Source organism: Butyrivibrio sp. NC2002 (assembly GCF_000702265.1).
Classification (GTDB): Bacteria; Bacillota; Clostridia; order Lachnospirales; family Lachnospiraceae; genus Butyrivibrio.
Window position 1 is genome coordinate 525,198 of record NZ_KL370880.1, and the last position, 25,134, is coordinate 550,331.

20 protein-coding genes are annotated in these 25,134 nt (G+C 41.0%); 19 read left to right on the top strand and 1 reads right to left on the bottom strand.

Annotation, left to right across the window (positions count from 1 at the left end):
* Window positions 1-9: 9 nt before the first annotated feature.
* From T543_RS09410 to priA, 17 genes are all read left to right on the top strand, one after another.
* Window positions 10-1,389: an MATE family efflux transporter gene (locus T543_RS09410; protein WP_035767783.1), complete on the top strand. Its 1,380-nt coding sequence runs from the start codon at window positions 10-12 to the stop codon at window positions 1,387-1,389.
* 66 nt (window positions 1,390-1,455) lie between these two features.
* On the top strand, window positions 1,456-2,208 hold the full coding sequence (gene larB, locus T543_RS09415) for a nickel pincer cofactor biosynthesis protein LarB (RefSeq protein WP_035767785.1): 753 nt from the start codon (window positions 1,456-1,458) through the stop codon (window positions 2,206-2,208).
* A gap of 62 nt (window positions 2,209-2,270) precedes the next feature.
* Window positions 2,271-3,527, top strand: a complete 1,257-nt coding sequence (gene larC / locus T543_RS09420) for a nickel pincer cofactor biosynthesis protein LarC (RefSeq protein ID WP_035767786.1) — start codon at window positions 2,271-2,273, stop codon at window positions 3,525-3,527.
* A gap of 21 nt (window positions 3,528-3,548) precedes the next feature.
* Window positions 3,549-4,979, top strand: a complete 1,431-nt coding sequence (locus T543_RS09425; RefSeq protein WP_035767787.1) for a TldD/PmbA family protein — start codon at window positions 3,549-3,551, stop codon at window positions 4,977-4,979.
* Window positions 4,980-5,011: 32 nt separating this feature from the next.
* A complete protein-coding gene (locus T543_RS09430) occupies window positions 5,012-6,292 on the top strand; it encodes a metallopeptidase TldD-related protein (RefSeq protein ID WP_035767788.1) in 1,281 nt (426 codons plus the stop codon).
* 57 nt (window positions 6,293-6,349) lie between these two features.
* Window positions 6,350-6,622, top strand: a complete 273-nt coding sequence (locus T543_RS09435) for a hypothetical protein (protein WP_035767790.1) — start codon at window positions 6,350-6,352, stop codon at window positions 6,620-6,622.
* A 19-nt stretch (window positions 6,623-6,641) separates the two neighbouring features.
* The gene (gene hisS, locus T543_RS09440) at window positions 6,642-7,910 is read left to right on the top strand and encodes a histidine--tRNA ligase (protein ID WP_035767792.1); all 1,269 of its coding nucleotides are present in this window, start codon (window positions 6,642-6,644) and stop codon (window positions 7,908-7,910) included.
* A complete protein-coding gene (locus T543_RS09445) occupies window positions 7,910-8,599 on the top strand; it encodes a 4'-phosphopantetheinyl transferase family protein (protein ID WP_035767793.1) in 690 nt (229 codons plus the stop codon). The genes hisS and T543_RS09445 overlap by 1 nt, the downstream gene beginning before the upstream one ends.
* A 93-nt stretch (window positions 8,600-8,692) precedes the next feature.
* Window positions 8,693-10,087 carry an MATE family efflux transporter gene (locus tag T543_RS09450; protein ID WP_035767795.1) on the top strand — a complete coding sequence of 465 codons (1,395 nt, stop codon included), beginning with the start codon at window positions 8,693-8,695 and terminating at the stop codon, window positions 10,085-10,087.
* The gene (locus T543_RS09455) at window positions 10,084-10,743 is read left to right on the top strand and encodes an HAD family hydrolase (protein ID WP_035767796.1); all 660 of its coding nucleotides are present in this window, start codon (window positions 10,084-10,086) and stop codon (window positions 10,741-10,743) included. Before T543_RS09450 ends, T543_RS09455 begins: the two co-directional genes overlap by 4 nt.
* Window positions 10,744-10,779: 36 nt before the next feature.
* Window positions 10,780-12,081 carry an HlyC/CorC family transporter gene (locus T543_RS09460; protein ID WP_035767797.1) on the top strand — a complete coding sequence of 434 codons (1,302 nt, stop codon included), beginning with the start codon at window positions 10,780-10,782 and terminating at the stop codon, window positions 12,079-12,081.
* 98 nt (window positions 12,082-12,179) lie between these two features.
* Window positions 12,180-12,329 carry a six-cysteine ranthipeptide SCIFF gene (scfA, locus tag T543_RS09465; RefSeq protein ID WP_022762634.1) on the top strand — a complete coding sequence of 50 codons (150 nt, stop codon included), beginning with the start codon at window positions 12,180-12,182 and terminating at the stop codon, window positions 12,327-12,329.
* A gap of 127 nt (window positions 12,330-12,456) precedes the next feature.
* Window positions 12,457-13,905, top strand: coding sequence for a thioether cross-link-forming SCIFF peptide maturase (gene scfB, locus T543_RS09470; RefSeq protein WP_035767799.1), 1,449 nt, complete (start codon window positions 12,457-12,459; stop codon window positions 13,903-13,905).
* Between the two features lie 3 nt (window positions 13,906-13,908).
* Window positions 13,909-16,221, top strand: coding sequence for a protein translocase subunit SecDF (locus tag T543_RS09475; RefSeq protein WP_035767801.1), 2,313 nt, complete (start codon window positions 13,909-13,911; stop codon window positions 16,219-16,221).
* Between the two features lie 73 nt (window positions 16,222-16,294).
* Window positions 16,295-18,079 carry a single-stranded-DNA-specific exonuclease RecJ gene (gene recJ / locus T543_RS09480; RefSeq protein WP_035767803.1) on the top strand — a complete coding sequence of 595 codons (1,785 nt, stop codon included), beginning with the start codon at window positions 16,295-16,297 and terminating at the stop codon, window positions 18,077-18,079.
* A 166-nt stretch (window positions 18,080-18,245) separates the two neighbouring features.
* A complete protein-coding gene (locus T543_RS09485) occupies window positions 18,246-19,739 on the top strand; it encodes a UDP-N-acetylmuramoyl-L-alanyl-D-glutamate--2,6-diaminopimelate ligase (protein WP_035767805.1) in 1,494 nt (497 codons plus the stop codon).
* Window positions 19,740-19,761: 22 nt separating this feature from the next.
* Window positions 19,762-22,035: a replication restart helicase PriA gene (priA, locus tag T543_RS09490; RefSeq protein WP_035767807.1), complete on the top strand. Its 2,274-nt coding sequence runs from the start codon at window positions 19,762-19,764 to the stop codon at window positions 22,033-22,035.
* A 66-nt stretch (window positions 22,036-22,101) separates the two neighbouring features.
* On the opposite strand, the gene T543_RS15280 is transcribed toward priA, so the two are convergent.
* A complete protein-coding gene (locus T543_RS15280) occupies window positions 22,102-23,457 on the bottom strand; it encodes a DUF5067 domain-containing protein (protein WP_081830008.1) in 1,356 nt (451 codons plus the stop codon).
* A gap of 177 nt (window positions 23,458-23,634) precedes the next feature.
* On the opposite strand from T543_RS15280, the gene def reads away from it, so the two are divergent.
* Window positions 23,635-24,117 (top strand): peptide deformylase, encoded by a 483-nt coding sequence (gene def / locus T543_RS09500; RefSeq protein ID WP_035767809.1) that lies wholly within the window; start codon window positions 23,635-23,637, stop codon window positions 24,115-24,117.
* A gap of 80 nt (window positions 24,118-24,197) precedes the next feature.
* Window positions 24,198-25,127 (top strand): methionyl-tRNA formyltransferase, encoded by a 930-nt coding sequence (gene fmt / locus T543_RS09505; protein ID WP_035767811.1) that lies wholly within the window; start codon window positions 24,198-24,200, stop codon window positions 25,125-25,127.
* The last annotated feature ends 7 nt before the right edge of the window (window positions 25,128-25,134 follow it).

The window sequence follows — 25,134 nt, forward strand, 5'->3', positions numbered from 1 at the left end:
GGAGATATTATGCAGAAATCAGCTACAAAAGACCTGACTGTCGGCTCGCCGATGAAACTTATTCTGGGATTTGCCGTGCCTATGCTTATGGGCATGCTTTTTCAGCAATTCTACAATGTTGTGGATACGATGATCGTAGGTAAATTCTTAGGAAAGTATGCACTTGCAGGGGTAGGCAGTACAGGTTCTATAAGCTTTATGATAATAGGCTTTTGTATGGGAGTATCAAGTGGTTTTTCAATTCCGATTTCTCAAATGTTTGGAGCGAAAGACTTTTCAGCCATGCGCAGATATTTTGCAAATGCGATCATACTTTGTACGATATTTGCTGTTGTCATGACTGTGCTTGTGAGTGTTTTCTGCAGAGCAATCCTGGTTGGGATGGACACTCCTTTGGAAGTACTTGAATATGCATACAGCTACATTCTGATCATTTTTATCGGGATACCTGTAATCTACATGTACAACCTTTTATCAGGTGTTCTTAGAGCAGTCGGAGACAGTAAACATCCTGTAATGTTTCTGGTAATTGCTTCATTTCTTAATATAGCGCTTGACCTTTTGTTTATTCTCGGGCTAAAGCTGGGAGTTGCGGGAGCTGCACTTGCTACGGTCTTGTCACAGCTTGTATCCGGAATTCTGTGTCTTATCTTTATCATGAAGAAAGTGGACATATTGCACGTAAACAAATTTGATTTCAGGCTTGAGAGACATTTTGTATCCAAGCTTTTAAACATGGGACTTCCGATGGGACTTCAGTATTCGATAACTGCGATCGGAAGTGTTATTTTGCAGATTGCTGTAAACGGACAGGGTGCGGATGTAGTTGCTGCAGTAACTACCGCAGGAAAAGTTTCCATGTTTTTTGTCTGCCCCTTTGATGCTCTGGGATCTACTATGTCGACCTATGGCGGACAGAATGTTGGTGCCGGAAAACTTGACAGATTATCAAAAGGACTTAAAGCGGCAGGATTTCTTGGAAGTGCCTATGCAATTATTGCATTTGGAGTACTGTATTTCTTTGGACAGTATTTTGCACTTCTGTTTATGGATGCGGGGGAAACGGTCGTATTAGCTTATGCGCACAAGATGCTTATATGGAACAGCGCATTCTATATACCGCTTGTATTTGTTAATGTTGTTAGATTTTTGATCCAGGGTATGGGATTTAGTATGCTGGCAATTCTTGCGGGAGTAAGTGAGATGATAGCCCGTGTATTTGCAGCGCTCCTGCTCGTTCCGGCAATTGGATATACCGGCATTTGCCTTGCCAGCCCTCTCGCGTGGATATTTGCAGATGCATTTCTGATACCTGCATTTATTTATTCAAGAAATAAACTGGTAAAAGTCATGAAAAGACATGCGGATGCTCAAAAAAGCAAAGGTTAAGTTATATGAAATTTGACACTATGGACAGATGATCAAGGCAGAAAGGCAGAAAGACAGAGGATAGAAATGGATAAAAATTCTGTAAGAGAGATACTCGAAGGGGTTTCCGAAGGAAAGGTTTCAATTGATGAAGCAGTTTTACAGTTAAAAGAAGCTCCTTTTAAGGATATAGGATATGCAAAGCTCGATCTTCACCGCGGCATAAGACAGGGGATGTCTGAAGTAATCTACGGTGCGGGTAAGACACCGGATCAGATACTTGGCATTGTAAGAACATTAAAAGAAAACGGTCAAAAGACAATACTTATAACCAGAATGCATGATGAAGCTGCAGAGCTTCTTGAGAAGGAAGTCTCTGACTTTTCTTATGACAAGTTAAGCCACATAGGTATTGTCGGTGAGATTCCGGAGCCTACAGGAGTTGGCAAAATTGTTGTGGCTACAGGTGGCACAAGCGATCTGCCGGTTGCAGAGGAAGCAGCAAAATGTGCCGAGGTATACGGAAATGAAGTAGTACGACTCTATGATGTTGGAGTGGCAGGACTTCACAGACTACTTGGTGCAATGGATGAAATAATGTCCGCAAGGGTTATCATAGCAATTGCCGGTATGGAGGGAGCTCTTGCAAGTGTTATCGGAGGGCTCGCCGACTGCCCTGTAATAGCTGTTCCCACAAGTGTCGGGTATGGCGCATCATTTAACGGATTGTCCGCACTTCTATCAATGCTCAATTCCTGCGCAAGCGGAGTAAGCGTGGTAAATATAGATAACGGATTTGGCGCAGCATATCAGGCATCTATGATAAACCATCTAAGATGATCTTGTGATTTAGCTTACCGGCATAGCAGAGGAATGTATTTGGCTTTAAAAAAGGGGTAAAAATGAAAATACTTTATTTGGAATGTAAAATGGGGATTGCGGGAGATATGCTCTCAGCTGCACTGCTTGAGCTGTGTCCCGATAAAGAAGCTGTTCTTAATGAGCTTAATTCTATGGGACTTGAGGGAGTTTCTTTTAAGCTTGAAAAGGCTAAAAAATGCGGAGTTACAGGCTCTCATTTTTCAGTTATCGTTAATGGTGTTGAGGAGGAAAGCTCAGATATTGCTGATGGGCATGATCATCACCACGACCATGATAACCATCATCACGATCATGACGAAGATCACGATCACCACCATCACGCTCATCACTCAATGCATGATATTGAGCATATTGTGGAGAAGCTTGCGGTTTCAGAGAAAATAAAAAAGGATGTCATGTCTGTATACAGAATGATTGCTGAGGCCGAGAGCTGTGTTCACGGAGTTCCGGTTTCAGACATCCATTTTCATGAAGTGGGACGTATGGATGCGATCGCGGATATCACGGCAAGCTGCCTTTTGCTATCCAAAATTGGACCTGATGTAGTTATGGCATCTCCCGTAAATGTAGGAAGCGGCATGGTAAGGTGCGCCCACGGCATACTTCCTGTACCTGCACCTGCAACGGCTCATCTTTTACAGGGAATACCTTCGTATAGTTCTGATATAAAAGGGGAACTTTGTACACCCACAGGAGCTGCGCTTCTTAAATTTGCAGTGGACAAATTTGGAGATCAGCCTGTTATGAGCATTGAGAAAATAGGCTATGGCATGGGTAAAAAGGACTTTCCCAAGGCTAACCTTGTGAGAGCTATGCTTGGCAGCTTAGACACACAAAAAGATACTTTTAATAGTGACCTTACAGATAGTATAATAGAGCTTGTTTGCAATTTGGATGACATGACACCTGAGGAAATAGGCTTTGCAACAGAGGAACTTTTGCGCGAAGGCGCTGCCGATGTGTTTACAACTCCTATTTTTATGAAGAAAAACAGACCGGGAACAATGCTTACCGTGCTGTGTCATGAGAATGAAAAAGAGCATATAGTCAGGGCTATTTTCAAACATACTACTACAATAGGAATAAGGGAAAGTGTATGCCACAGATATATTCTTGGCAGAACCTTTGAAGTAGATAAAACATCCCTTGGAGATGTGAATGTAAAGGTGGTTTCCGGTTACGGAGTAAGCAGGAAAAAACCTGAATATGAAGATGTTGCAAAACTTGCAAGGGAAAACAAAACAGGATTTAGAGAAGCCTTGCCTGACAAAAAATAAGACTAAGGAGTATTGGATTTAATGAAAGCAAAATTTTCGGAATATCTTGACGGAATAGCTCCGTCATTAAAGCAGATCATAGATATTCTTTCTGATCATTATGATTACGTAAGTATTCTGGCATCTGATTCAAAAGGATTTTCTATACAGGCATCACAGAGAAACAAGATCATAACCGGTGAAAACATGACAACTGAGAGAGGTTGTGTAGTTAGGGTTTACAAAGACGGACTTTACAGCGAATACTCTTTTAACGGATCATGCGGTGATGCGGGCAGGATCGCACAGAAACTTATTGGGATCCTTGACGACCAGATTGATCTTATCAAAAAGACAGAGACAAAGATTTTTGATACTGCGAAGCTTGAGGATGAAAAATATACACTCTTTACCGAAATGGAGACAGATATATTACCTGAGGATGTTGACCTTGGAGAATTGATGGTTAAGCTTCAGGGATTTAGCGACAAGGCAATGACTCTTTCAGATAGTATGATAGATTGCCATGCGGCAGCAAAATCAACTCATGTCTGCAAGATGTTTTTGACAAAGAACAGAGACATGCGCCAGAGCTATGTTTACACAGAGGGATCAATACTTGCCATAGGCGCAAGAAACGGCAAAAACACCATGACAATTGAAGGTGTTTCAGACAGAAACGGCGTTACGATCCTTGACGGACTAGAAAAGAAGGTAGAAGCTGCGGTAAAGGCAGTTGATGATATGCTTGGCGCTTCCCATGTGATCCCGGGTGAGTACGAGATCATCACAAGTCCTGAGGTAACAGGCCTTATTGCTCATGAAGCCTTTGGACACGGCGTGGAAATGGATATGTTCGTAAAGAAAAGAGCGCTCGGAGCTGAGTACATAGGCAAGAGAGTCGGATCCGATCTTGTTTCCATGCATGAGGGAGCTAACTGCGTTGTTGATGTTGCAAGCTATGCTTTTGATGATGAAGGCACTCTTGCGGGAGATGTTACGGAAATCGATCACGGCATACTAAGGACAGGTGTCTGCGATGCACTCAGTGCTCTCAGGCTTGGAACAGAGCCTACAGGCAACGGAAAAAGAGAGAATTTTGAGCATAAGGTCTACACCAGAATGACCAATACTATTTTTGACAGCGGAACAGATACCAAGGAAGATATGATCGCTTCCGTGAAAAAAGGATATTTCCTTGAAGGAATGTTTTCCGGTATGGAAGATCCCAAGCATTGGGGAATCCAGTGCATCATTGCAAGAGGATACGAAATCATAGACGGAAAGTTCACAGGAAATGTCGTTGCGCCCGTAGTTATGACCGGATATGTTCCGGACCTTCTCGGCTCAATATCAATGGTGAGCACAGACAGAGAGTCCTTTGGTAATGGTGGCTGCGGCAAAGGACACAAAGAATGGGTAAAAGTTTCCGATGGAGGCCCGTACCTTAAGGCTGTTGCAAGATTAGGCTAAGCCAAATACATTACTTGGAAAGGTTATTAAAGATGATCGATAAAATTATAAATATTCTCAAGGCGTCAGATGCGGACGGATATGAGATCAATGATAAAGTTACACTTGCGTATGAGTTTTATTTTATAGGACACAAGCTTGATCAGAACAGAGTAAGAGATGTAGAGCATATAAATGTAACAGTTTATAAAAAGTTAGATGGCGGAAAGCTTCTTGGCAGCGCTTCCGGTGAGATATATGTTACTCTCACCGAAGATGAGATAAAAAAGGAAGTTGAAAATCTGATAAGCCGCGCGGAAAACGTTAAGAATCCTTACTATGAACTAAACAGTCCCTCGGAAGCAGCAAATCCGGAGCAGAAAAACATAGATGTATCTGCGATAGCAAAGAATTTTGTTCTTGCAATGCAGGAAATTCCCGAGACAGATACTGAATACATAAACTCATATGAGATTTTTGCAGAATCAAACAGGGAAAGAATAATTAATTCCAAAGGCGTTGATATAACACTTGAATATCCTTCATCAATGGTGGAGGTTGTGGTCAATGCCAAGGACAACGACCACGAAATAGAGCTTTACAGAATGTACGAAGCCGGAAACTGTGATAAGGAAACTCTAAGGAAGGATATAACCGAGGTCCTTGGATATGGTAAGGATAAGCTTGTAGCAAAGCCTACACCAAAGATCGGAAAAACAGCGGTAGTTTTCTCTACACAGGATGCAGTTTCTCTTTACAGCTATTTTGCTCAGAGATGCAATGCGGCATTTATTTATAACAAGTATTCGGATTGGGAAATCGGAAAAGAAATAGCTGAAAATGTAAAGGGCGATAAAATTACATTAAAGGGTCTTAAGAAGCTTCCGAATTCTTCCAAGAATTTTGATTTTGATAAGGAAGGCGCACCGATAAGTGATATTACACTTATGGAAAACAACGTTCCGCGTTCATTCTGGGGTGCAAGAAAGTTCAGATATTATCTTGGAATTGAAGATGCATCACAGCTCTATAATTTTGAAGCAGAGGGCGGAAGCAGGGATGAGAGTGAGATCAGAAGCGGAAGATTCCTTGAGATAGTCGAATTTTCAGATTTTTCAGTGGATGCTATTTCAGGAGATATTGCCGGAGAGATAAGACTTGGATATTATCACGACAACGGCAGGGTAACTCCCGTTGCCGGTGGTTCAATTTCAGGATGCATGCTTGATTTCACAAAAGAGATGTATATGTCGAAGGAGAGGAGGCAGTTTGATAATTTCCTTATCCCTGCACTTACCAGACTTGAGAATGTCAGTGTAACAGGCATAGAATAAAGGAAGTTGACAAAGACTGCTTTTGGCGATTAAATGAATTGATTATGAGGGCTTTTTATGGGGGCAAATTTTGGCGAAGAGCTGAACATGACGCAGACCGGTTTTCTTGTATCCAAGTCTGGTAAACGATTTATACGTATATATTTTACCAGGAGCGGAATAAATGGTGAGGCTAGTGCTGAAGGAATCATTCCGGGATATAAGATAGTAAAACAAAATGGGTTTAAAGAGGATGAAATAGCAATGCTAGAATTCTACATCCGTCACAACAGAGAAGAGATCGTGAAAAGAGCAATTGCGCTTAGTAATCCCATGAACTGGTTTAAATGAAATAGGAAAGAGGTAATAAATGGCATTGATTAAAAAGCCTGTAACAGGCATGAAAGACATACTTCCTGAGGAGATGAGACTTAGAGATTACGTCATCGGGATCATAAAGGAAACTTATGCAGGATTTGGTTTTACTTCCATTGATACTCCTTGCGTAGAGTCACTTGCAAATCTTAATTCCAAGCAGGGCGGTGAAAATGAAAAGCTTATTTTCAAGGTAATGAAGAGAGGCGAAAAACTCAACCTTGAAACAGCAAAAGAGGAAAATGACCTCACAGATTCAGGTCTTCGCTATGACCTTACTGTTCCGCTTGTAAGATATTATTCATGCCACCAGAATGAGCTGCAGTCTCCTTTTAAGGCTCTTCAGATGGGATATGTATGGAGAGCTGACAGACCTCAGAAGGGAAGATATCGTCAGTTCATGCAGTGTGATATCGATATTCTCGGTGAGCCTTCAAACCTTGCAGAGATAGAGCTCATCCTTGCTACAACTACAACTCTTGGCAAGCTTGGATTTAAGGGCTTCCAGATAAGAATAAATGAGAGACGTATGCTCAAAGCTATGGCAGCATACAGCGGATTTTCAGAAGAGAGCTATGACAATGTTTTCATTACTCTTGATAAAATGGACAAGATCGGCATAGATGGTGTAGCTGAGGAACTCTTAAAGGATGGCTTTGCTAAAGAAAATATTGATAAGTATCTTGAACTTTTCCGTGGTGTTGAAGGTAAGAATGCAATTGAAGGCATTGAATACTTAAAGAGCACACTCGGTGACTTCCTTGATGATGAGGTAAAGACAAGTCTTGAAGAGATAATTCAGAGCGTAGATGCTACAAAGGCAGCTGACTTTGAACTTGTTTTTGATCCTACTCTGGTAAGAGGTATGTCATATTATACCGGAACTATTTTTGAAGTTGCTATGCCACAGTACGGCGGAAGCTGCGGTGGCGGCGGACGTTATGATAAGATGGTTGGAAAGTTTACAGGACAGGATACTCCTGCTTGCGGATTCTCTATCGGATTTGAGCGAATCATCATGATCATGATGGATGAAGGCTTCAAGATCCCTGATGAAAAAGAAAAGATAGCTTTCCTTGTAGAAAAAGGAATAGGTGGTGAGCAGCTTGCAGAGATCATCGCAAATGCACAGTCCGAAAGAGAAAACGGAAAACAGGTTCTTGTTGTGAGAATGAATAAAAACAAGAAATTCCAGAAACAGCAGCTTGAAGCTCTTGGCTATGAAGAATTTAAGGATTTCTATAAAACAGAACTTAAACACTAATGATCATTTATTATTATGACCTGGATGAGGTGGTTGCCGGTGACGAAAACTGTAATACGTTTGTCCGTAAGGCACTGCCTTATCTTGATGATGAGAGAAAAAGTAAAATTGCAAAGATAAAGCCTCTTAAGAATAAGGCTATGAGTGCAGCAGCAGGTCTTCTTATCAGAAAGGGGTTTGATGATCATCTTTCAAAAGAAGGTGGACATGAAAACGCAGCGATAAGTTATGAGTACACGGAGCATGGAAAACCCTTCATAAAAGGTTATCCTGATTTTGAGTTTTCACTGTCTCATTCAGGAAGGTATGCTGTTCTTGCTGTGTCGGATTCTCCTGTGGGAATTGATGTTCAGGAGAAGAAAACCGCGGGAGATATTTTAAAAGTATCTGCTCATATAATGTCAGAAGATGAATTAGCAGCGCTTGAAAAAGAGAATGATCCTGCAAAAAAGGCTGATTGTTTTTTCCGTATATGGTCAGCTAAAGAGGCCTTTGTAAAGATGACAGGTGTAGGACTTTCTGAAAAGCTGGGTGATTTTTCCTGTGATTTTAAGCAGATGGAAATTATAGGAAATGATGGAGAAATCAGAGGATATATCTATGAGCCTGCTTCTTTTGATGGTTACGCGCTTTCTGTATGTTCAAAGAAAAAGGGCGAACAATTTTTATTAAAAGAAGTTCAGATATAACTGCGATACGGTTTAGTGTTTTGTTTTTATGGTGGGCATAAGATTTTCGAATTGGTTTTTATGAACATCTTATGACACAAAGATAGGAATTATATGGAAAAATCAAAGCGAAGATATGAGATTGATATGACAGAGGGGGCTCTTCTACCGAAGATTCTCCTTTTTTCTGTGCCGCTGATCATTTCAAGTGTTCTGCAGCTTTTGTTTAATGCTGCGGACATAGTAGTGGTCGGACAGTTCTCCGGGAATGAAACCCTTGGAGCAAATTGCGTTGCAGCAATCGGATCGACAGGCTCTCTTATAAATCTGATACTGAGTATGTTTATGGGACTCTCAGTCGGTGTTAACGTACTTGCAGCCAGATATTTTGCGGGCAGACAAAGTAAAGAGATGAGTGAAACTGTCCATACTACGATAGCGCTTGCACTTTTTGGCGGAATTGCCATAGGAGCTGTTGGCTTTTTGGTTTCAAGACCTCTGCTTGAGCTTATGGGCTCTCCGGAAGAAGTTATAGGATTGTCTGCGCTTTATATGAAGATATATTTTATCGGAATGCCGGTAAATTTATTGTACAATTTCGGCGCTGCGATACTAAGGGCAATCGGTGATACCAGAAGACCTTTATATTTTCTTATGCTTGCGGGAATTATAAATGTAGTGCTGAACCTTGCCTTTGTTATGGGCCTTGGGCTTAATGTTGCGGGAGTTGCGCTTGCTACGATCATTTCACAGGCAATAAGTGCGCTTCTTATCATCAGGGCGCTTATGAGAACTGAGGATATATACAGACTTGATATAAAGAAAATCGCCATAAATGCTGACAAGGCGATAAGGATTGCAAGAGTCGGACTTCCTGCAGGATTTCAGGGAACTATCTTTTCATTTTCAAATGTTCTAATACAGTCATCAATAAATGAATTCGGTTCTGTTGCAATGGCCGGAAGCGCTGCGGGAGCAAATCTCGAGGGCTTTGTATATATGGCGATGAATGCGGTTTATCAGGCATGTGTATCCTTTACAAGTCAGAATGTCGGTGCAGGTAAGTCGGAGAGAATAGGCAAGGTTTTGAGAACATGCCTTTTGCTGGTCAGCTTTGTAGGTCTTGTAATGGGCAATGCATTTTATTTACTTGGCGATAAGCTTGTAAGTGTGTATACCGCAGAACCTGCCACAATACAGTACGGCGTTGAGCGAATGTCGATAATTTGCACCTTCTATTTTCTCTGCGGATGCATGGATGTTATATGTGGAAGTTTGCGGGGAATGGGGTATTCTACTGTTCCTATGATCGTGTCAATAATCGGCGCATGTGGTTTGAGAATTGTGTGGATCCTTACGATATTCAGGCATTTCCACACGCTTAAAATATTATATATTTCTTATCCCGTAACCTGGACGGTAACGGCTGCTGTCCACCTTATCTGTTATTATATTATAAAGAAAAAGGTGATAGCTGTAATAGATAAGAGGAAGGCTATTAAGGAATGAATAAAGTTAAAGCAGTAATTTTTGATCTTGACGGTACACTTTTATATACGCTTAAGGACTTGATGATAAGCACGAATTATGCCCTTGATAAGCATGGGATGGAAACCTGTACACTGGAGCAGATTCAGTACCGCGTTGGAAACGGGGTAAGGGAGCTTATGAAAAGATGTGTCCCGGATGGAGACGCTAATCCCGCCTTTGAAGAGGTTTTCGAGGATTTTAAAAGGCATTATCAGATTCACTGTAATGACAACAGCGGACCTTATGAAGGAATACCTGAGCTTTTAAAGTGTCTTAAAGATAAGGGATACAAGCTGGCAATTGTGTCCAACAAGTTCATGGATGCCACAAAGGAACTTGCAGAACTATATTTTAAGGGCACCATAGATGTTGCCATAGGAGAAAAGAAGGGCATAAGGAAAAAACCTGCCCCCGATACGGTAATCGAAGCAATGCGCATTCTTGGTGTTACAAAAGAAGAATGCATCTATGTCGGGGATTCCGATGTTGATATTAATACAGCAAAAAATTCAGGGATGCCTTGCATAAGCGTGGCATGGGGCTTTAGGACCAGGAAAGAACAGGAAGAAGCCGGTGGAAATATTTTTGCAGACAGACCAATGGATATTGTTGATATAATAGAGGGAAGATTTTAATAAAAAATATAAAGAGGCTATGGGGAGGATAAATCTTTGCAGCAAAATGTGACTCAGCTTATTGTACTTATAATACTTGTGCTCTTGTCGGCATTTTTTTCATCTGCGGAAACTGCCATGAGCTGTGTGAGCAGGGTAAAGATCAAAACACTGGTAGAAGAGAATAACAAAAGGGCTATTGCAGTTCAAAAAATCCTTGATGATTATCAGAATATGCTTTCTGCCGTACTTATCGGTAATAACATCGTAAACTTATCTGCTTCAGCGCTTGCGACTATTTTTGTTCAGAGGATATGGGGCGATTTTGCGATCAGCATAGGTACGGGAGTTTTGACGATTGTCGTTCTTATCATGGGTGAGATAATTCCCAAGACTATCGCTACTACTTATGCAGAAAACATGGCTCTTTTTTATTCGAGACCAATCTTGTTTATCATGAAAGTCCTCACACCGGTTATTTTTATTGTAAACGTTGTGGCAGATGCTGTTCTTGCACTTTTCAGAATCGACAAAAACAGCAGGAAGGTTATGACTGAAAACGAACTTAAGACATATGTAGATGTCAGCCACGAGGATGGAGTTATAGAATCCGGTGAAAAAGAGATCATCTACAACGTGTTTGAATTCAGTGATGCAGTTGCCAAGGATGTAATGATCCCGAGGATCGATATGAGCTGCGTCAGCGCCGATGCCGAATATCACGAGGTTATGAGAGTCTTCAAACAGGAGATGTATACCAGAATCCCTGTCTATGAAGATAATCAGGATAATATCATAGGTCTTATAAATATCAAGGACATGGTACTTGTTTCTGACAAAGATAACTTCAAAATAAGAGATTATCTGCGTGAAGCCTATTACACCTACGAACTTAAAAAGACCGCTGATCTTTTGCTTGAAATGAGGAAAAATGCACAGAATGTTGCCTTTGTCCTCAGCGAATATGGTGCAACTGTCGGTATGATCACCTTGGAAGACCTTCTTGAAGAAATCGTAGGAGAGATCAGAGATGAATATGATTCTGATGAAGAGGAGCAGATAAAGGAGCTTGGCGGCGGAAGATTCCTTGTAGAAGGTAATATGAAACTCGATGATATAAATGATGCTCTCGGAACCGCTTTTGAGTCTGATGATTATGATTCCATCGGAGGACTTATGATCGAGAATCTGGACAGATTGCCAAGAGGCGGAGAGACAACAAAACTTCCCAATGGAGTTGAGCTTACAGCAAGCGCCATTAAGAGAAACAGGATCACCGATGTACTTGTATTTATACCCGAAGGAGCCTTTAGTACAGAGGAAAGAAAAGGGGATGAACCTGTGCCTGAAAACGAATAAAAAGTGCTTTTCGGTATAGTGTAAATATGTTATACTATTGATTTGTGGAAAACTGTTAAATTTCTACAATTTCCTAATAGGAAGAGGAGCAAATGACTATGAAACATGTAAAAACACTTGCAACAAGAAACCTTAAAGAGTCAATGAAGAAGGGCGGATGTGGTGAATGCCAGACATCATGCCAGTCAGCATGCAAGACATCTTGCACAGTTGGTAACCAGAGCTGCGAGCAGGTTGCTAATAAATAATCAGGACTCAAATAATAGTTTTGACAAGTGAGGCAGCGGCCTGGCCGCTGCTTGCTTTTGTTCATAAACAGGTAATCCGTTATGAATAAAGCAGATGAAATTTAATGAAGGTAGTGAGAAATAAAATATGATACATGCATACAAGAACAACGGATATGACATTGTTCTGGATGTAAACAGTGGCAGCGTTCACGTTGTGGACGATGTGGTTTTTGATCTGGTTCATCCCGTAGAGGAATTGTTATCAGCAAGATTCGGCAGTGCTGATATAGAAAGGGCGGAAGGTGAGTCAGATGACGAGAAGCTGGCAGCTTCTTTGTATGAACAGCTTTCTGAGAAAAATCCTTGCGTTATAGGAAGTTACCCTGAGAGTGATGTAAAAGATGCTCTTTCAGATATACTTGAACTCAGAAGAGCCGGAGTTATGTATACCGACGACGTTTACGAGAATTATGTAGAAGAATTCAAGGAACGTGATACAGTTGTTAAAGCACTTTGTCTTAATATAGCGCATGACTGTAACTTAAGATGTAAGTACTGTTTTGCAGATGAAGGCGAATATCACGGAAGACGTGCACTTATGACAGAAGAGGTCGGTAAGGCAGCACTTGATTTCCTGGTTAAGAATTCAGGGTCAAGAAAAAATCTTGAAGTTGACTTTTTCGGCGGAGAGCCGCTGCTTAACTGGGAAGTTGTAAAGAAACTTGTAGAATACGGCCGAAGCATAGAAAAAGAACATAATAAGAACTTTAGATTTACTCTTACAACAAACGGAACTCTTTTAAATGACGAGATACTCGAGTTTGCCAATAAAGAGATGGGCAACATAGTCCTGTCGATTGACGGAAGAAAAGAAGTCAATGACAAGATGAGACCCCTTAAGGGTGGACAGGGAACATACGATACCATCGTTCCCAAGTTCAAGAAAGTAGCGGAGAGCCGCCATCAGCTGAGATATTTTGTAAGAGGAACATTTACACATAACAATCTGGATTTCTTCGAGGATGTTAAACACCTCGCAGATCTCGGATTTAAGCAAATCTCTGTGGAACCTGTAGTTGCAAAGCCTGAAGACTGGTACTCAATAAAAGAAGAGGATATTCCTTATCTCTGTGACCAGTATGACAAGCTTGCAAAATTCTATCTTGAGAGAAAAAAGGAAGGAAACGGCTTTAATTTCTTCCATTTCAACATAGATCTTGAGGGCGGTCCGTGCGTTGCCAAGCGTCTTTCAGGATGTGGATCGGGATGCGAGTATTTGGGTGTAACTCCATGGGGAGACCTGTATCCTTGTCATCAGTTTGTAGGTAATGAAGATTTTATAATGGGTAATGTCTTTGATGGTATAACCAGAAAAGATATCCAAAAACAGTTCAAAGAAAGCAATGTGTACTCCAGACCTGAGTGTCAGAAGTGCTTTGCAAGATATTATTGCAGTGGAGGTTGTGCTGCAAATGCCTATAATTTCAATGGCGACATAAATACAACCTATAAGACAGGCTGTGAGCTCCAGAGAAAGCGCATAGAGTGCGCGATCATGATCAAGGCGGCTCAGTCTGAAGGAGTGGAGGAATAAAAAATGAAAAGAGTTAAGTCGTATATCGCTTTTCTCGTAGCAGTTCTGCTACTTGCAGGCCTTGCATTTACTTCGACAAAAGGTCTTGGAAGCGATAAATCAGGTTCACTTGACAGTATCAGTCTTGGTCTTGATCTGGCAGGTGGTGTCAGCATCACTTATGAGGTAGTTGGTGATGAGGCTCCCAGTGCTGAAGATATGTCAGACACTATCTACAAGCTTCAGCAGCGTGTTGACCATTACAGTACTGAATCTCAGGTTTATCAGGAAGGTTCAAACCGAATAAATATTGAGATCCCCGGTGTTACAGATGCTAACGCCATTCTTGAGGAACTTGGTCAGCCCGGTAATCTGTATTTCATCGCTCAGACAGATAGTGAAGGTAATCAGAACTATCAGTACAATTCAGGTTTCCAGCTTGATGAAAACGGAAATATAGCTACAGATGAAGATGGCAACATCCTTATGGATGAGAGTGGTTCTATCGGATACACACTTAATAAGACTATCGAAGAACTTGAAGCAGATGGTTCTATCGTACTTAAGGGTGAAGATGTAGCAGATGCTCAGGCAGGCTATCAGAATTCCGGTACAGCAAATACTCAGGAAGTTGTTATTCAGCTCGAGTTCACAGAGAACGGAAAGCAGAAGTTTGCTGAAGCAACTAAGAAGGCATTTGCTAACGGCGAATCTATCGCTATTTATTATGATGGTGAGTTCGTATCTGTTCCTACTGTTCAGGCAGAGATCACAGATGGAAGAGCAGTAATTACAGGTGAGACCAATTATGAAGATGCTGCAAACAAAGCATCTATCATCCGTATCGGTGGACTTAAGCTTCAGCTTAATGAACTCCGTTCAAACGTTGTAGGCGCTCAGCTTGGTGCTGATGCTATTCATACAAGTATGATCGCAGCTATCGTTGGTTTCTGCGCTATCATCCTTTTCATGGTTGTTATGTATAAGCTTCTCGGTGTTGCAGCAAGTATTGCTCTTATGTTCTATGTAGGACTTGAGATCTTCTTCCTGTCAGCATTTGAGATTACACTTACATTGCCCGGTATCGCAGGTATTATCCTTTCAGTAGGTATGGCAGTTGATGCTAACGTGCTTGTATTTGCTCGTATCAGAGAGGAAATTCTCGGAGGCAAAGATGTAAAGAGTGCTATAAAAGCAGGTTACAGTAAAGCTTTATCAGCTATCCTTGATGGTAATATCACAACACTTATAGCTGCAGCAATCCTTGGCCTTAGAGGAACAGGTACTGTAAAGGGATTTGCTTCAACACTTGCACTTGGTATTATCGTTTCAATGTTCACTGCTCTTTTTGTAACAAGAATCATAACTAACATATTCTATGGCATGGGCTTTGAAAATAGTAAATGGTACGGTAAGGCAAAAGAAGTTAAGGTATTTGAATTTACCAAGAAGCGCGTTATGTTCTATGTAATTTCTATAGCAGTTATCGTTATCGGTTTTGCTACTATGGGAATCAATGCCGGCAGAGGCCAGGGCGCATTCAACTACAGCCTTGACTTTGTAGGTGGTACTTCAACAAGCGTTACATTCAATGAGAATTGGACAACAGAGAAGCTTGACAGCGAAGTTGTTCCCAAGATCAGAGAGCTTACAGGCGTTGATTCCGTTCAGGTTCAGACAGTAAAGGGAACAAACGAAGTAATATTTAAGACAGTAACTCTTAATGTAGATCAGCGTGAGGCAATTGCTTCAATGCTTGAAAATGATTATCAGGTACCTGAAGCAAATATCGCAGCTGAGAGTATCAGCTCAACAATCAGTAACGAGATGAGAGCAGATGCTACATCTGCAATGATAATTGCACTTGTCCTCATGCTTGCATACATCTGGATCAGATTTAGAGATATCACATTTGGTGCTGCTGCGATCATAGCTCTTGCACATGATGCACTTGTAGTTATCGTATGTTATGCACTTACAAGAATACAGGTTGGTGGTACATTTATCGCAGCTATCCTTACTATCATCGGTTACTCTATAAACGATACGATTGTTACATTTGACCGTATCCGTGAGAACCAGTATGGTATGAGACATAAAGATGAATATGAGCAGCTTGTTAACAGAAGTATTAGCCAGACACTTACAAGAAGTTTGTTTACTTCTATAACAACATTCATCATGGTTCTTGTTCTTTTCATCTTTGGTGTTACAGATATCAAGAACTTTGCACTTCCTCTTATGGTAGGTGTTGTTGCAGGAACATATTCTTCAATCTTCATTGCTTCACCTATTTGGCTTGATATCAAAACAAAGCTTAGCAAAAAGAATAAATAATTGGTTTTGATTTTCTGGAGGGCTGTCGCAAGAAATTACACTTGCGATAGCTCTTTTCTTTTGAAAGGAATATATGGCAAATTGGTTTATTACCCGAAAGGGTGCTGATTTTAATAAAATAGCTGCAGAGAACGGTATATCTCCCATTACAGCAAGGATTTTAAGAAATAGGGATGTCTATGAGCAGGAGAAGATAAAAAGCTTTCTTACTGCAGATATTGATTCTCTATCAAGACCGGAGCTTTTGCCCGATATGGAAAAGGCTGTTTTGGTAATGCAAAATGCTATTGAAAACAATAGCAGGATCAGGATAATCGGAGATTATGACGTTGATGGAATTTGCTCTTCATATATTCTTCAAAGGGGAATAGAAGCCTGCGGAGGAAAAGTGGACGTAAGGCTTCCTCACAGAATGAATGATGGATACGGACTTAGTATGGGACTTGTCGAGAGAGCTCATGAGGACGGAATCGATACGCTGATAACCTGCGACAACGGCATTGCCGCAATAAATGAGATAAGCTATGCTAAAGAGCTTGGAATGACTGTGATAGTCACAGATCATCATGAAGTCGGATATGAGGAAGATGACCACGAAAAGATGGTGCTTCCCGCTGCAGATGCAGTTGTAGATCCTAAAAGATTTGATAATGATCCTGAGAACTTTAAGGAAATATGCGGAGCACAAGTTGCATACAAATTTGTATGGCTTCTTATAGAAACAATGGGAATCACTGTTACTGAAAGATTCATGAAGGATCTTAGGATATTTGCAGGATGGGCAACAGTATGTGATGTAATGCCCCTTACTGATGAAAACAGAACAATGGTCATAGATTCGATGAGAAACATTCCCGGCACAGAAAATGTAGGTCTTAAGCAGCTTATAAGGGCGACAGAGCTGGATGAATATAACATAAGCTGCTATTCATACGGCTTCATACTTGGACCATGCCTTAATGCAAGCGGCAGACTTGATTCTGCCATGAGAGGGCTGGAGCTTTTGATGGAAAGTAACAGCAATGTTGCTGCTAAATATGCTGAAGATTTAAAGAAATTAAATGACTCACGTAAGCAGATGACATTAGAAGGTACAAGCAAAGCGCTTGCTAAACTTGAAGAATACGGGGACGATCTGCCGGATGTTGTTGTTATATATTTGCCTGATCTTCATGAATCTCTTGCGGGAATCATAGCAGGCAAGGTAAGAGAGGCTGTTTCAAGACCTGTCTTTATCATTACAGATGCGGAAAATGGCGGAGTAAAAGGCTCAGGAAGATCTATTGAGAAATATCATATGTTTGAAGAACTAAGTAAATGTAAGGACTTACTTACCAAGTTTGGCGGACATAAGATGGCAGCCGGATTTTCGCTTGAGAAAGAAAATATTGATGCTTTCAGAGATGCCCTTAATGCAAACAGTACATTAAAACCGGAAGACTTTGTGGAGGATCTTCGCCTTGATATGGAGCTTCCGCTTGGTTATCTTAATATTCCGCTTGTCAGAGAATTTGAGAAGCTTGCTCCTTTTGGAATAGACAATCCGGAGCCTAAATTTGTAGCAAGGAATGTTGAACTGATTTCCGGAAAGATAATAGGAAAAAATCAAAATGTCGGGAAATATAAAGTAAGAGATATCAATTCTGAAGTAATCGATATGATCCTATTTGGAAAAACCAATGAGTTTAATTCTTTCCTTGATGAAACATTTGGAGTGGATATGAGAGATAGACTGTACAATGGAAAGAGTCATGATAAAATGATGATTAATGTTGCATATAAAACTGATATAAATGAATTTAGAGGAGAAGAGAATCTTCAGATCATGCTTTTGGATTATAAGAAAATTTCTTCATAAACCACAAAACACACGCTAAAAGCGTGTGTCTGCGGTTTCTTATGAGGGGGAGATAGTTTCTTCAATCAACTATCTTGATATAAATATTACAGAATAAATGTGAATAGAATATGTTTAAAATATTAAGAAAAACGATAGATAATTAAGATTTGGAGGAAAAATATACATGAAAATCAAAGAAATTCTTAAGAATCTCGACTATACTGCATTTGTTGGGAACACAGATAAGGCAGCAAATCTTGAAGAAATGGACATTACTGCGGTAGTTCGCGACAACAGAAAAATAGTGCCCGGCTGTCTTTTTATTTGCATAGAAGGCGCTAACTTTGATGGACATTCAGTAGCAGCCGAAGCTTTTGAAAAGGGTGCTGCCTGCATCGTTACAGAAAAAGCAGTTGATGTTCCCGCTGACTGCGAGGGAGTTATCATAAAAGTTGAGAGTACAAGATATGCGATGGCATTTATATCTGCTGCATGGTTTGGACATCCCGCAGAAAAGCTCAAAACTATCGGTATTACAGGAACAAAGGGTAAAACAACAACTACTTATCTGATCAGAAATATGCTCGAGAATGCCGGCCATAAATGCGGACTTATCGGTACGATCGAAGTTATCATAGGTGATGAGCACATTCACTCAGAGAACACTACGCCTGAGTCTTATGAACTTCAGGAATATATGAGCAGAATGGTTGAGGCCGGATGTGACAGCGTCGTTATGGAAGTATCTTCTCAGGCACTCATGCTTCACAGAAGCCAGGGCTTTATCTATGACATTGGCATATTTACAAATATTGAGGCAGATCATATCGGCCCTAATGAGCATAAGGACTTCGATGACTATATGCATTGTAAGGGACTCTTATTTAAGCAGTGCAAACTTGGAATAGCTAATGCTGACGATCCCAGAATGAAGGATGTTCTTGAAGGTCATACCTGTGAACTTACAACCTATGGTTTTTCTGAGGAAGCAGATCTTAGAGCTATCAACCTCGCATACATGCATAAGCCCGGTGAACTGGGAGTTTTATTTGATACAGATGGTGATATTTCACTTCATGCGCAGGTTCCCACACCCGGCAGATTCAGTGTATACAATGCACTCTGTGCGATAGACGTGGCAAAGCACCTCGGCTGCACAAACGATCAGATAACCGATGCACTTAAGAAAGCTCATGTTAAGGGCAGAATTGAGATGGTAAAAGTATCTGATGAATTTACCATGATGATCGACTATGCTCACAATGCGATGGCGCTTAAGAGCCTTCTTAGCACACTTAGAGATTATCATCCGACTAGACTTATATGCCTGTTTGGCTGCGGCGGAAACAGAGCAAAGAGCAGAAGATTTGAGATGGGTGAGGTAAGCGGCAGGATTGCGGACTTTACAATCATCACTTCTGACAACCCGCGTTTCGAGGATCCTATCGAAATAATGAAAGATATCGAGACCGGAATGAAGAAGACAGACGGTGAATATATTATGATAGAAGACCGAAAGGAAGCTATCAAATATGCTATAGAGCACGGTGAACATGGCGACATCATTGTTCTTGCAGGTAAAGGTCACGAGGATTATCAGGAAATTAAGGGCGTAAAATATCCTATGGATGAGAGAGTTTTGATCAAAGAGATCCTCGAAGAAATCAAAGCAGAATAAAAAGTAGAAAAAAGCAGGGCACATGACATTTACAGATAATACTGAATTTACATATGCCAATTTAATAATAGACATTTCACATGAAAAGGTAGACAGACCTTTCCAGTATAAGATCCCGGACAGATTAAAGGGCAGGATTGATGTTGGAAGCTGCGTAAAAATACCTTTCGGTAAGGGCAACACTATAAGGACAGGATATGTTGTTGAACTGACAGACAAACCGCAGTATGCACCCGATAAGCTAAAAGAGATAGCAGATCTGTCAGAGGATGAGGTGTCCTCTGATATGATCATGGTCAGACTTGCTGCATGGATACACAGAAGATACGGATCCACAATGATAAATGCTCTGCGTACTGTCCTTCCGGTACGAAAAAAGACGGCAGGATTAAAACACAAATATGTCCTTCTTAAAACAGACGAGAGGCAGGCTAGAGATTTTTATGCTAATTGTGTAAAAAAGCATCAGGTTGCAAGGGCAAGACTTCTTGAAAAACTATTAGAAGACCCCAAAGAGAGAATCCCGTATGAATTTATAACAGGGAAGCTTAATGTGACCGGCGCTGTGATAAAAGCTCTCTCGGATATGGGAATAGTGCAGGTTGAAGAGGAAAGCTATTACAGAAATCCTGTAAACAGCACATCGTCTGAAAAGAAAAACATTATTTTAAGCGCCGAACAACAAAATATTGTGGACAGCGTCATAAGTGATTTTGACCGTGGAGATAAGGGAACATATCTCATACACGGGATAACAGGAAGCGGAAAAACTCAAGTTTATATCGAAATGATAGACAAGATCATTGAGCGCGGGAAGCAGGCCATAGTCCTTATTCCTGAAATCGCCCTGACCTATCAGACACTTATGCGTTTTTACAGGCATTTTGGAGACAGGGTGTCTGTTATGAACAGTTCATTATCTGCCGGAGAAAAATATGATCAGGCAAAACGTGCAAAAGAGGGAGATATAGATATTATTATTGGCCCAAGATCGGCGCTGTTTACTCCGTTTCCCAATGTGGGTCTTATCATCATCGACGAGGAACATGAGACTTCCTATAAGAGTGAAACTATGCCCAAATATCATGCAAGGGATGTGGCTATAGAGCTTTCAAAGCTTGTTCCCGGCGGGGCGAGTGTTGTTCTTGGCTCAGCAACTCCTTCACTTGAATCTTATTACAGGGCTCAAAACGGCGAATATAAGCTCTTTGAACTTAATGAGAGACTAACGGGAGGAACTCTTCCTGAAGTAGAGGTTGCAGACCTTAGAGATGAACTAAGAAGCGGCAACAGATCAATCTTTAGCAGAGCACTGCAGGAGAGGCTGGAGGAAACATTAAGTAGCGGGCATCAGGCTATGTTATTTATCAATAGGAGAGGACTTGCTGGATTTGTTTCATGCAGAGCCTGTGGTTATGTTTTTAAATGTCCTCATTGTGACGTGTCCATGTCGGAGCACAGAGGAGGCATGCTGGTATGCCACTACTGCGGTCATACCCAGCCTGTCAGCAGGATCTGTCCGGAGTGCGGATCTAAATATGTTTCTGCTTTCAGAGCGGGAACCCAGCAGATAGAAAAAGAAGTATACAAATTTTTCCCCAAGGCGCGCGTTTTAAGGATGGATGCCGATACGACCAGAACCAAGGGAAGCTATGAAAAGATATTGTCCTCTTTTGCTTCAGAGGAAGCTGACATTCTGGTGGGAACACAGATGATAGTAAAGGGACATGATTTCCCAAATGTTACTTTGGTCGGAGTGTTGGCTGCTGATATGTCCTTGAATGCCGCGGATTACAGAGCGGGCGAGAGAACATTCCAGCTACTTACTCAGGCTGCAGGAAGAGCAGGAAGAGGAAAATACCCGGGGCATGTTGTCATACAGTCCTATCAGCCTGATAACTACAGCATCGTATGTTCAAAGAATCAGGACTATAAAGCTTTTTACGAAGAGGAAATATCCTACAGGTCACTTCTTAAATATCCTCCGACCGCACATATGCTGGCAATTCAGATATGGGCTATGGATGAAGATTTCGGAAAAGAAAAGGCAAATTACTTAAGGGCTGTCATCGAAAGAATGAGAATTGAAGGAGCAATAATAATAGGACCTGCCTCCGCAGCCATAAGTAAAATAAACGATATATACAGAATGGTAATATATGTAAAACATGAGAACATAGATTGCCTCATAGAAATGAAGGATGCTATTGCATTTGAACTTGACGATTTTGAGAAAAAAGGAGAGCTTAGCAGACTTCAGGTACAATTTGATTTTGATCCTGTACAGGGATTTTGATATGAAAAACGTCGCTTGGATTTCAAGCGACGTTTGTTCTTTGAGGGATATTTTTGTTAAAACTACTTAGAAATCTTCGCCAAGTTCTTCGTCGATGATGCCGTACTGATCTGCGAAGTAGCGAGTATTATTGATCAGTTCGTTGATTGTATAAGTCTGTGTGAAGAGAACTTCGTTAGCATAGTGTGTGCTGTCGGTTGCAGTGATAGTAACATCTGTATCAAGGTCAAACAGTTCGTATCCGATGATAACAGGGATTGTTGTGCCGGGTTCGATGTCATTGTAGTTGAAGGTGCTTGCTCCGGTTATATAGCTTGATGAAAGAGAGTAGCCACCCTGCTGTGCTTTGGCATCAACAACTGAAGAGAAGGACATTGATTCATCTGAGTTGTTGGTGAATTCGCCTACAAGGAATACTGCAGGAGCAGTATAGTTTTCGTTGATACCGATAACGGCAGCATCTACTCTGAATGAGAATTTACTTGAAGTATCTGCGCTGCCGGCCTTTATTGTATCAGCTGTTGCGGAGGCATCTGTGAGAGCGATGCTCTTTTCAAGGACTGATGCGCTGTCAAAGCTGTAGGAATCAACGATTTTTACATCAACATTGCTTACATTGTCGCTAAGCTGATAGATCTGTCTGAATTCGATGGAAACACCGGGCTGAATATCTTTATATCCGTTTCCTTCTTTTTCATCATCTGATAAGGGATGATTGTAAGGAAGATATGCAGATGAGAGTTCTACACCATTCTGGAAAGCCTTTGCGTCTAAGGAACCAAGGAAGCTTGCAGCTTCTTGACTGTTATTTGTAAAGATATAGTCTACTATAAGAAGATTGTTTCCTTCGCCGTCATCAGTGAGTACTGCACCTTCAATAGCTGCGCTGTACTGTGAAACAGAGCCTTTTCTCTCAAGCTCTTCAATCTTGATCGTCTCATCCATTACATCGAGCTTTTTCTTGTAATCTTCGGTGTAAGATGAGCAGGTAAGATGAAGGTCACCGGTGCTGTATTCGCTAGGAAGCTCAAAAACAGCCTGAAGGAGCTTTTGTTCATCCGGAGCAACAGTAGTGTCATCAGAAATAACATACGGATTGCTGTACATAGGATATCCACTTTCAAGAGGAGTTCCGTTAAGAGTTGCACTCATGTCAAGACTGAATGAAATCTGTGTTTCGTTTTCATCTGCATTATTTGTGCCCATATAATTGACAAACAAAAGGTCATTGCCGTCTGTGCCATTGGAACAGATAAATGCTTCGCTAAATTCGTAATTGTGAATAGGTGTCGAAGAACTTGTAAATCTGCTCAAAAGAGAACTTCCAAGTCTGACATAGAAACCTACAGGTCCACATCCTGACGTGAATGCCAATGAGCAGACCAAGACCATAGAAACTAAAAAACGTTGTACTTTTTTCATGATTTTCCCCTTTATGATTTATTCCCCCTGCGACAATTTAACACACAATAATGAAAAAAGCAACAATTTTCAAAAAATATTGGTTTTCTAATTGATGAAACAGAATACTTTTTAAATTTGAGATTTGTGGTATAGTGTTATAGAACATTTGTATATTTATAGAAAGAAGGAATAGAGATGGCGCTTAGAGAAATCAGAGAATATGGCGATGACGTTCTTGCACGTCCCTGCAAAGAGGTTAAAGAAGTTACTCCCAGAATAAGAGAACTTGTTGATGATATGCTTGAAACTATGTACGAGGCAAATGGTGTTGGACTTGCTGCTCCACAGGTGGGAGTTCTTAAGAGGATCGTGGTGATTGATTGTACCGGAGATGATCCTCATATTTTAATAAATCCTGTGATCCTAGAGACAAGCGGAGAGCAGACAGGATATGAAGGATGTCTTTCACTTCCCGGAAAGTCAGGAATTGTAACAAGACCCAACTACGCAAAGGTAAGAGCGTATGACCTTGATATGAAGCCTTTTGAGCTTGAAGGAACAGAACTTCTTGCAAGAGCTATCTGTCATGAGCTTGATCATCTTGACGGTCATATGTATGTCGAGAAGGTTGAAGGAGATCTTGTAGATAACGAGGAGCTTTCGCAGGAAGCCGAGTAAATGTACAAAAGAGCCCTTAAATGGTAAACTGATATTGCCGAAATAGGGCTTCTTTTAATTAATAAGGAGATACAAAATAAATGAAAATAGTATATATGGGGACACCGGATTTTGCTGTTCCGGCTCTTGAAGCGCTGATAGAAGCAGGTCATGAGATAACTGCAGTTGTTACGCAGCCAGACAGACCAAAGGGCAGGGGAAAGGAAATGGCATTTTCGCCTGTAAAGGAATGTGCTCTTAAGCATGGTCTTCAGATTTTTCAGCCTGAAAAGATAAAAGAGGAGAATGCGGTAAATACACTTAAGTCTTTTGAAGCAGATATCTATGTAGTTGCAGCATTTGGACAGATTTTGTCTCAGGAAATACTTGATATACCCAGATTTGGATGCATCAATATACATGCATCTATTCTTCCCAAATACAGAGGTGCTGCGCCGATACAGTTTGCAATCCTGGAGGGAGATGCAGAGACGGGTGTTACTATCCAGCAGATGAATGCAGGAATGGATACCGGCGATATCATTGCGATAAAAACAATTCCAATAACGGAAACCGATACTGCAGGCAGCATGTTTGATAAACTCATGATGCTTGGTGCTGAGCTTGTTACAGAGACTTTGCCAAAAATCGAAAAGGGTGAGATCACACCTGTTCCCCAGGATGAGTCTAAGGCAACAAAATGCGGCAAGATCCATAAGGAAATGGGCCATATAAACTGGAATGCTTCAGCATCCTCTATTTCCAATCTGGTAAGAGCAATGAATCCCTGGCCAAGTTCATTTACAAGAATAAATGGCAAGATGCTCAAGATATGGACAGTAAAGGCAATTCCCGAGAGAGCAAACAATGTTCCGGGTACGGTTTACAGTGTTGATAAAGATTCGTTTTGCGTAAATACAGGTGACGGAATACTTGAAATTTCTGAGGTACAGCTTGAAGGTAAAAAGAGAATGGATGTTAAGAGCTTCCTTCTCGGATATGATATTGAAAAAGGTATGACACTTGGCTGAATTACTG

Bases quoted from the DNA above. Each gene is read 5' to 3' on its own strand.
- T543_RS09475 (WP_035767801.1), top strand. From the start codon at position 13,909: ATGAAAAGAGTTAAGTCGTATATCGCTTTTCTCGTAGCAGTTCTGCTA.
- larC (WP_035767786.1), top strand. From the start codon at position 2,271: ATGAAAATACTTTATTTGGAATGTAAAATGGGGATTGCGGGAGATATG.
- scfA (WP_022762634.1), top strand. From the start codon at position 12,180: ATGAAACATGTAAAAACACTTGCAACAAGAAACCTTAAAGAGTCAATG.
- T543_RS09435 (WP_035767790.1), top strand. From the start codon at position 6,350: ATGGGGGCAAATTTTGGCGAAGAGCTGAACATGACGCAGACCGGTTTT.
- T543_RS09445 (WP_035767793.1), top strand. From the start codon at position 7,910: ATGATCATTTATTATTATGACCTGGATGAGGTGGTTGCCGGTGACGAA.
- scfB (WP_035767799.1), top strand. From the start codon at position 12,457: ATGATACATGCATACAAGAACAACGGATATGACATTGTTCTGGATGTA.
- recJ (WP_035767803.1), top strand. From the start codon at position 16,295: ATGGCAAATTGGTTTATTACCCGAAAGGGTGCTGATTTTAATAAAATA.
- T543_RS09450 (WP_035767795.1), top strand. From the start codon at position 8,693: ATGGAAAAATCAAAGCGAAGATATGAGATTGATATGACAGAGGGGGCT.
- hisS (WP_035767792.1), top strand. From the start codon at position 6,642: ATGGCATTGATTAAAAAGCCTGTAACAGGCATGAAAGACATACTTCCT.
- fmt (WP_035767811.1), top strand. From the start codon at position 24,198: ATGAAAATAGTATATATGGGGACACCGGATTTTGCTGTTCCGGCTCTT.
- T543_RS09410 (WP_035767783.1), top strand. From the start codon at position 10: ATGCAGAAATCAGCTACAAAAGACCTGACTGTCGGCTCGCCGATGAAA.
- T543_RS15280 (WP_081830008.1), bottom strand. From the start codon at position 23,457: ATGAAAAAAGTACAACGTTTTTTAGTTTCTATGGTCTTGGTCTGCTCA.
- T543_RS09430 (WP_035767788.1), top strand. From the start codon at position 5,012: ATGATCGATAAAATTATAAATATTCTCAAGGCGTCAGATGCGGACGGA.
- T543_RS09485 (WP_035767805.1), top strand. From the start codon at position 18,246: ATGAAAATCAAAGAAATTCTTAAGAATCTCGACTATACTGCATTTGTT.
- def (WP_035767809.1), top strand. From the start codon at position 23,635: ATGGCGCTTAGAGAAATCAGAGAATATGGCGATGACGTTCTTGCACGT.
- larB (WP_035767785.1), top strand. From the start codon at position 1,456: ATGGATAAAAATTCTGTAAGAGAGATACTCGAAGGGGTTTCCGAAGGA.
- T543_RS09425 (WP_035767787.1), top strand. From the start codon at position 3,549: ATGAAAGCAAAATTTTCGGAATATCTTGACGGAATAGCTCCGTCATTA.
- T543_RS09455 (WP_035767796.1), top strand. From the start codon at position 10,084: ATGAATAAAGTTAAAGCAGTAATTTTTGATCTTGACGGTACACTTTTA.
- priA (WP_035767807.1), top strand. From the start codon at position 19,762: ATGACATTTACAGATAATACTGAATTTACATATGCCAATTTAATAATA.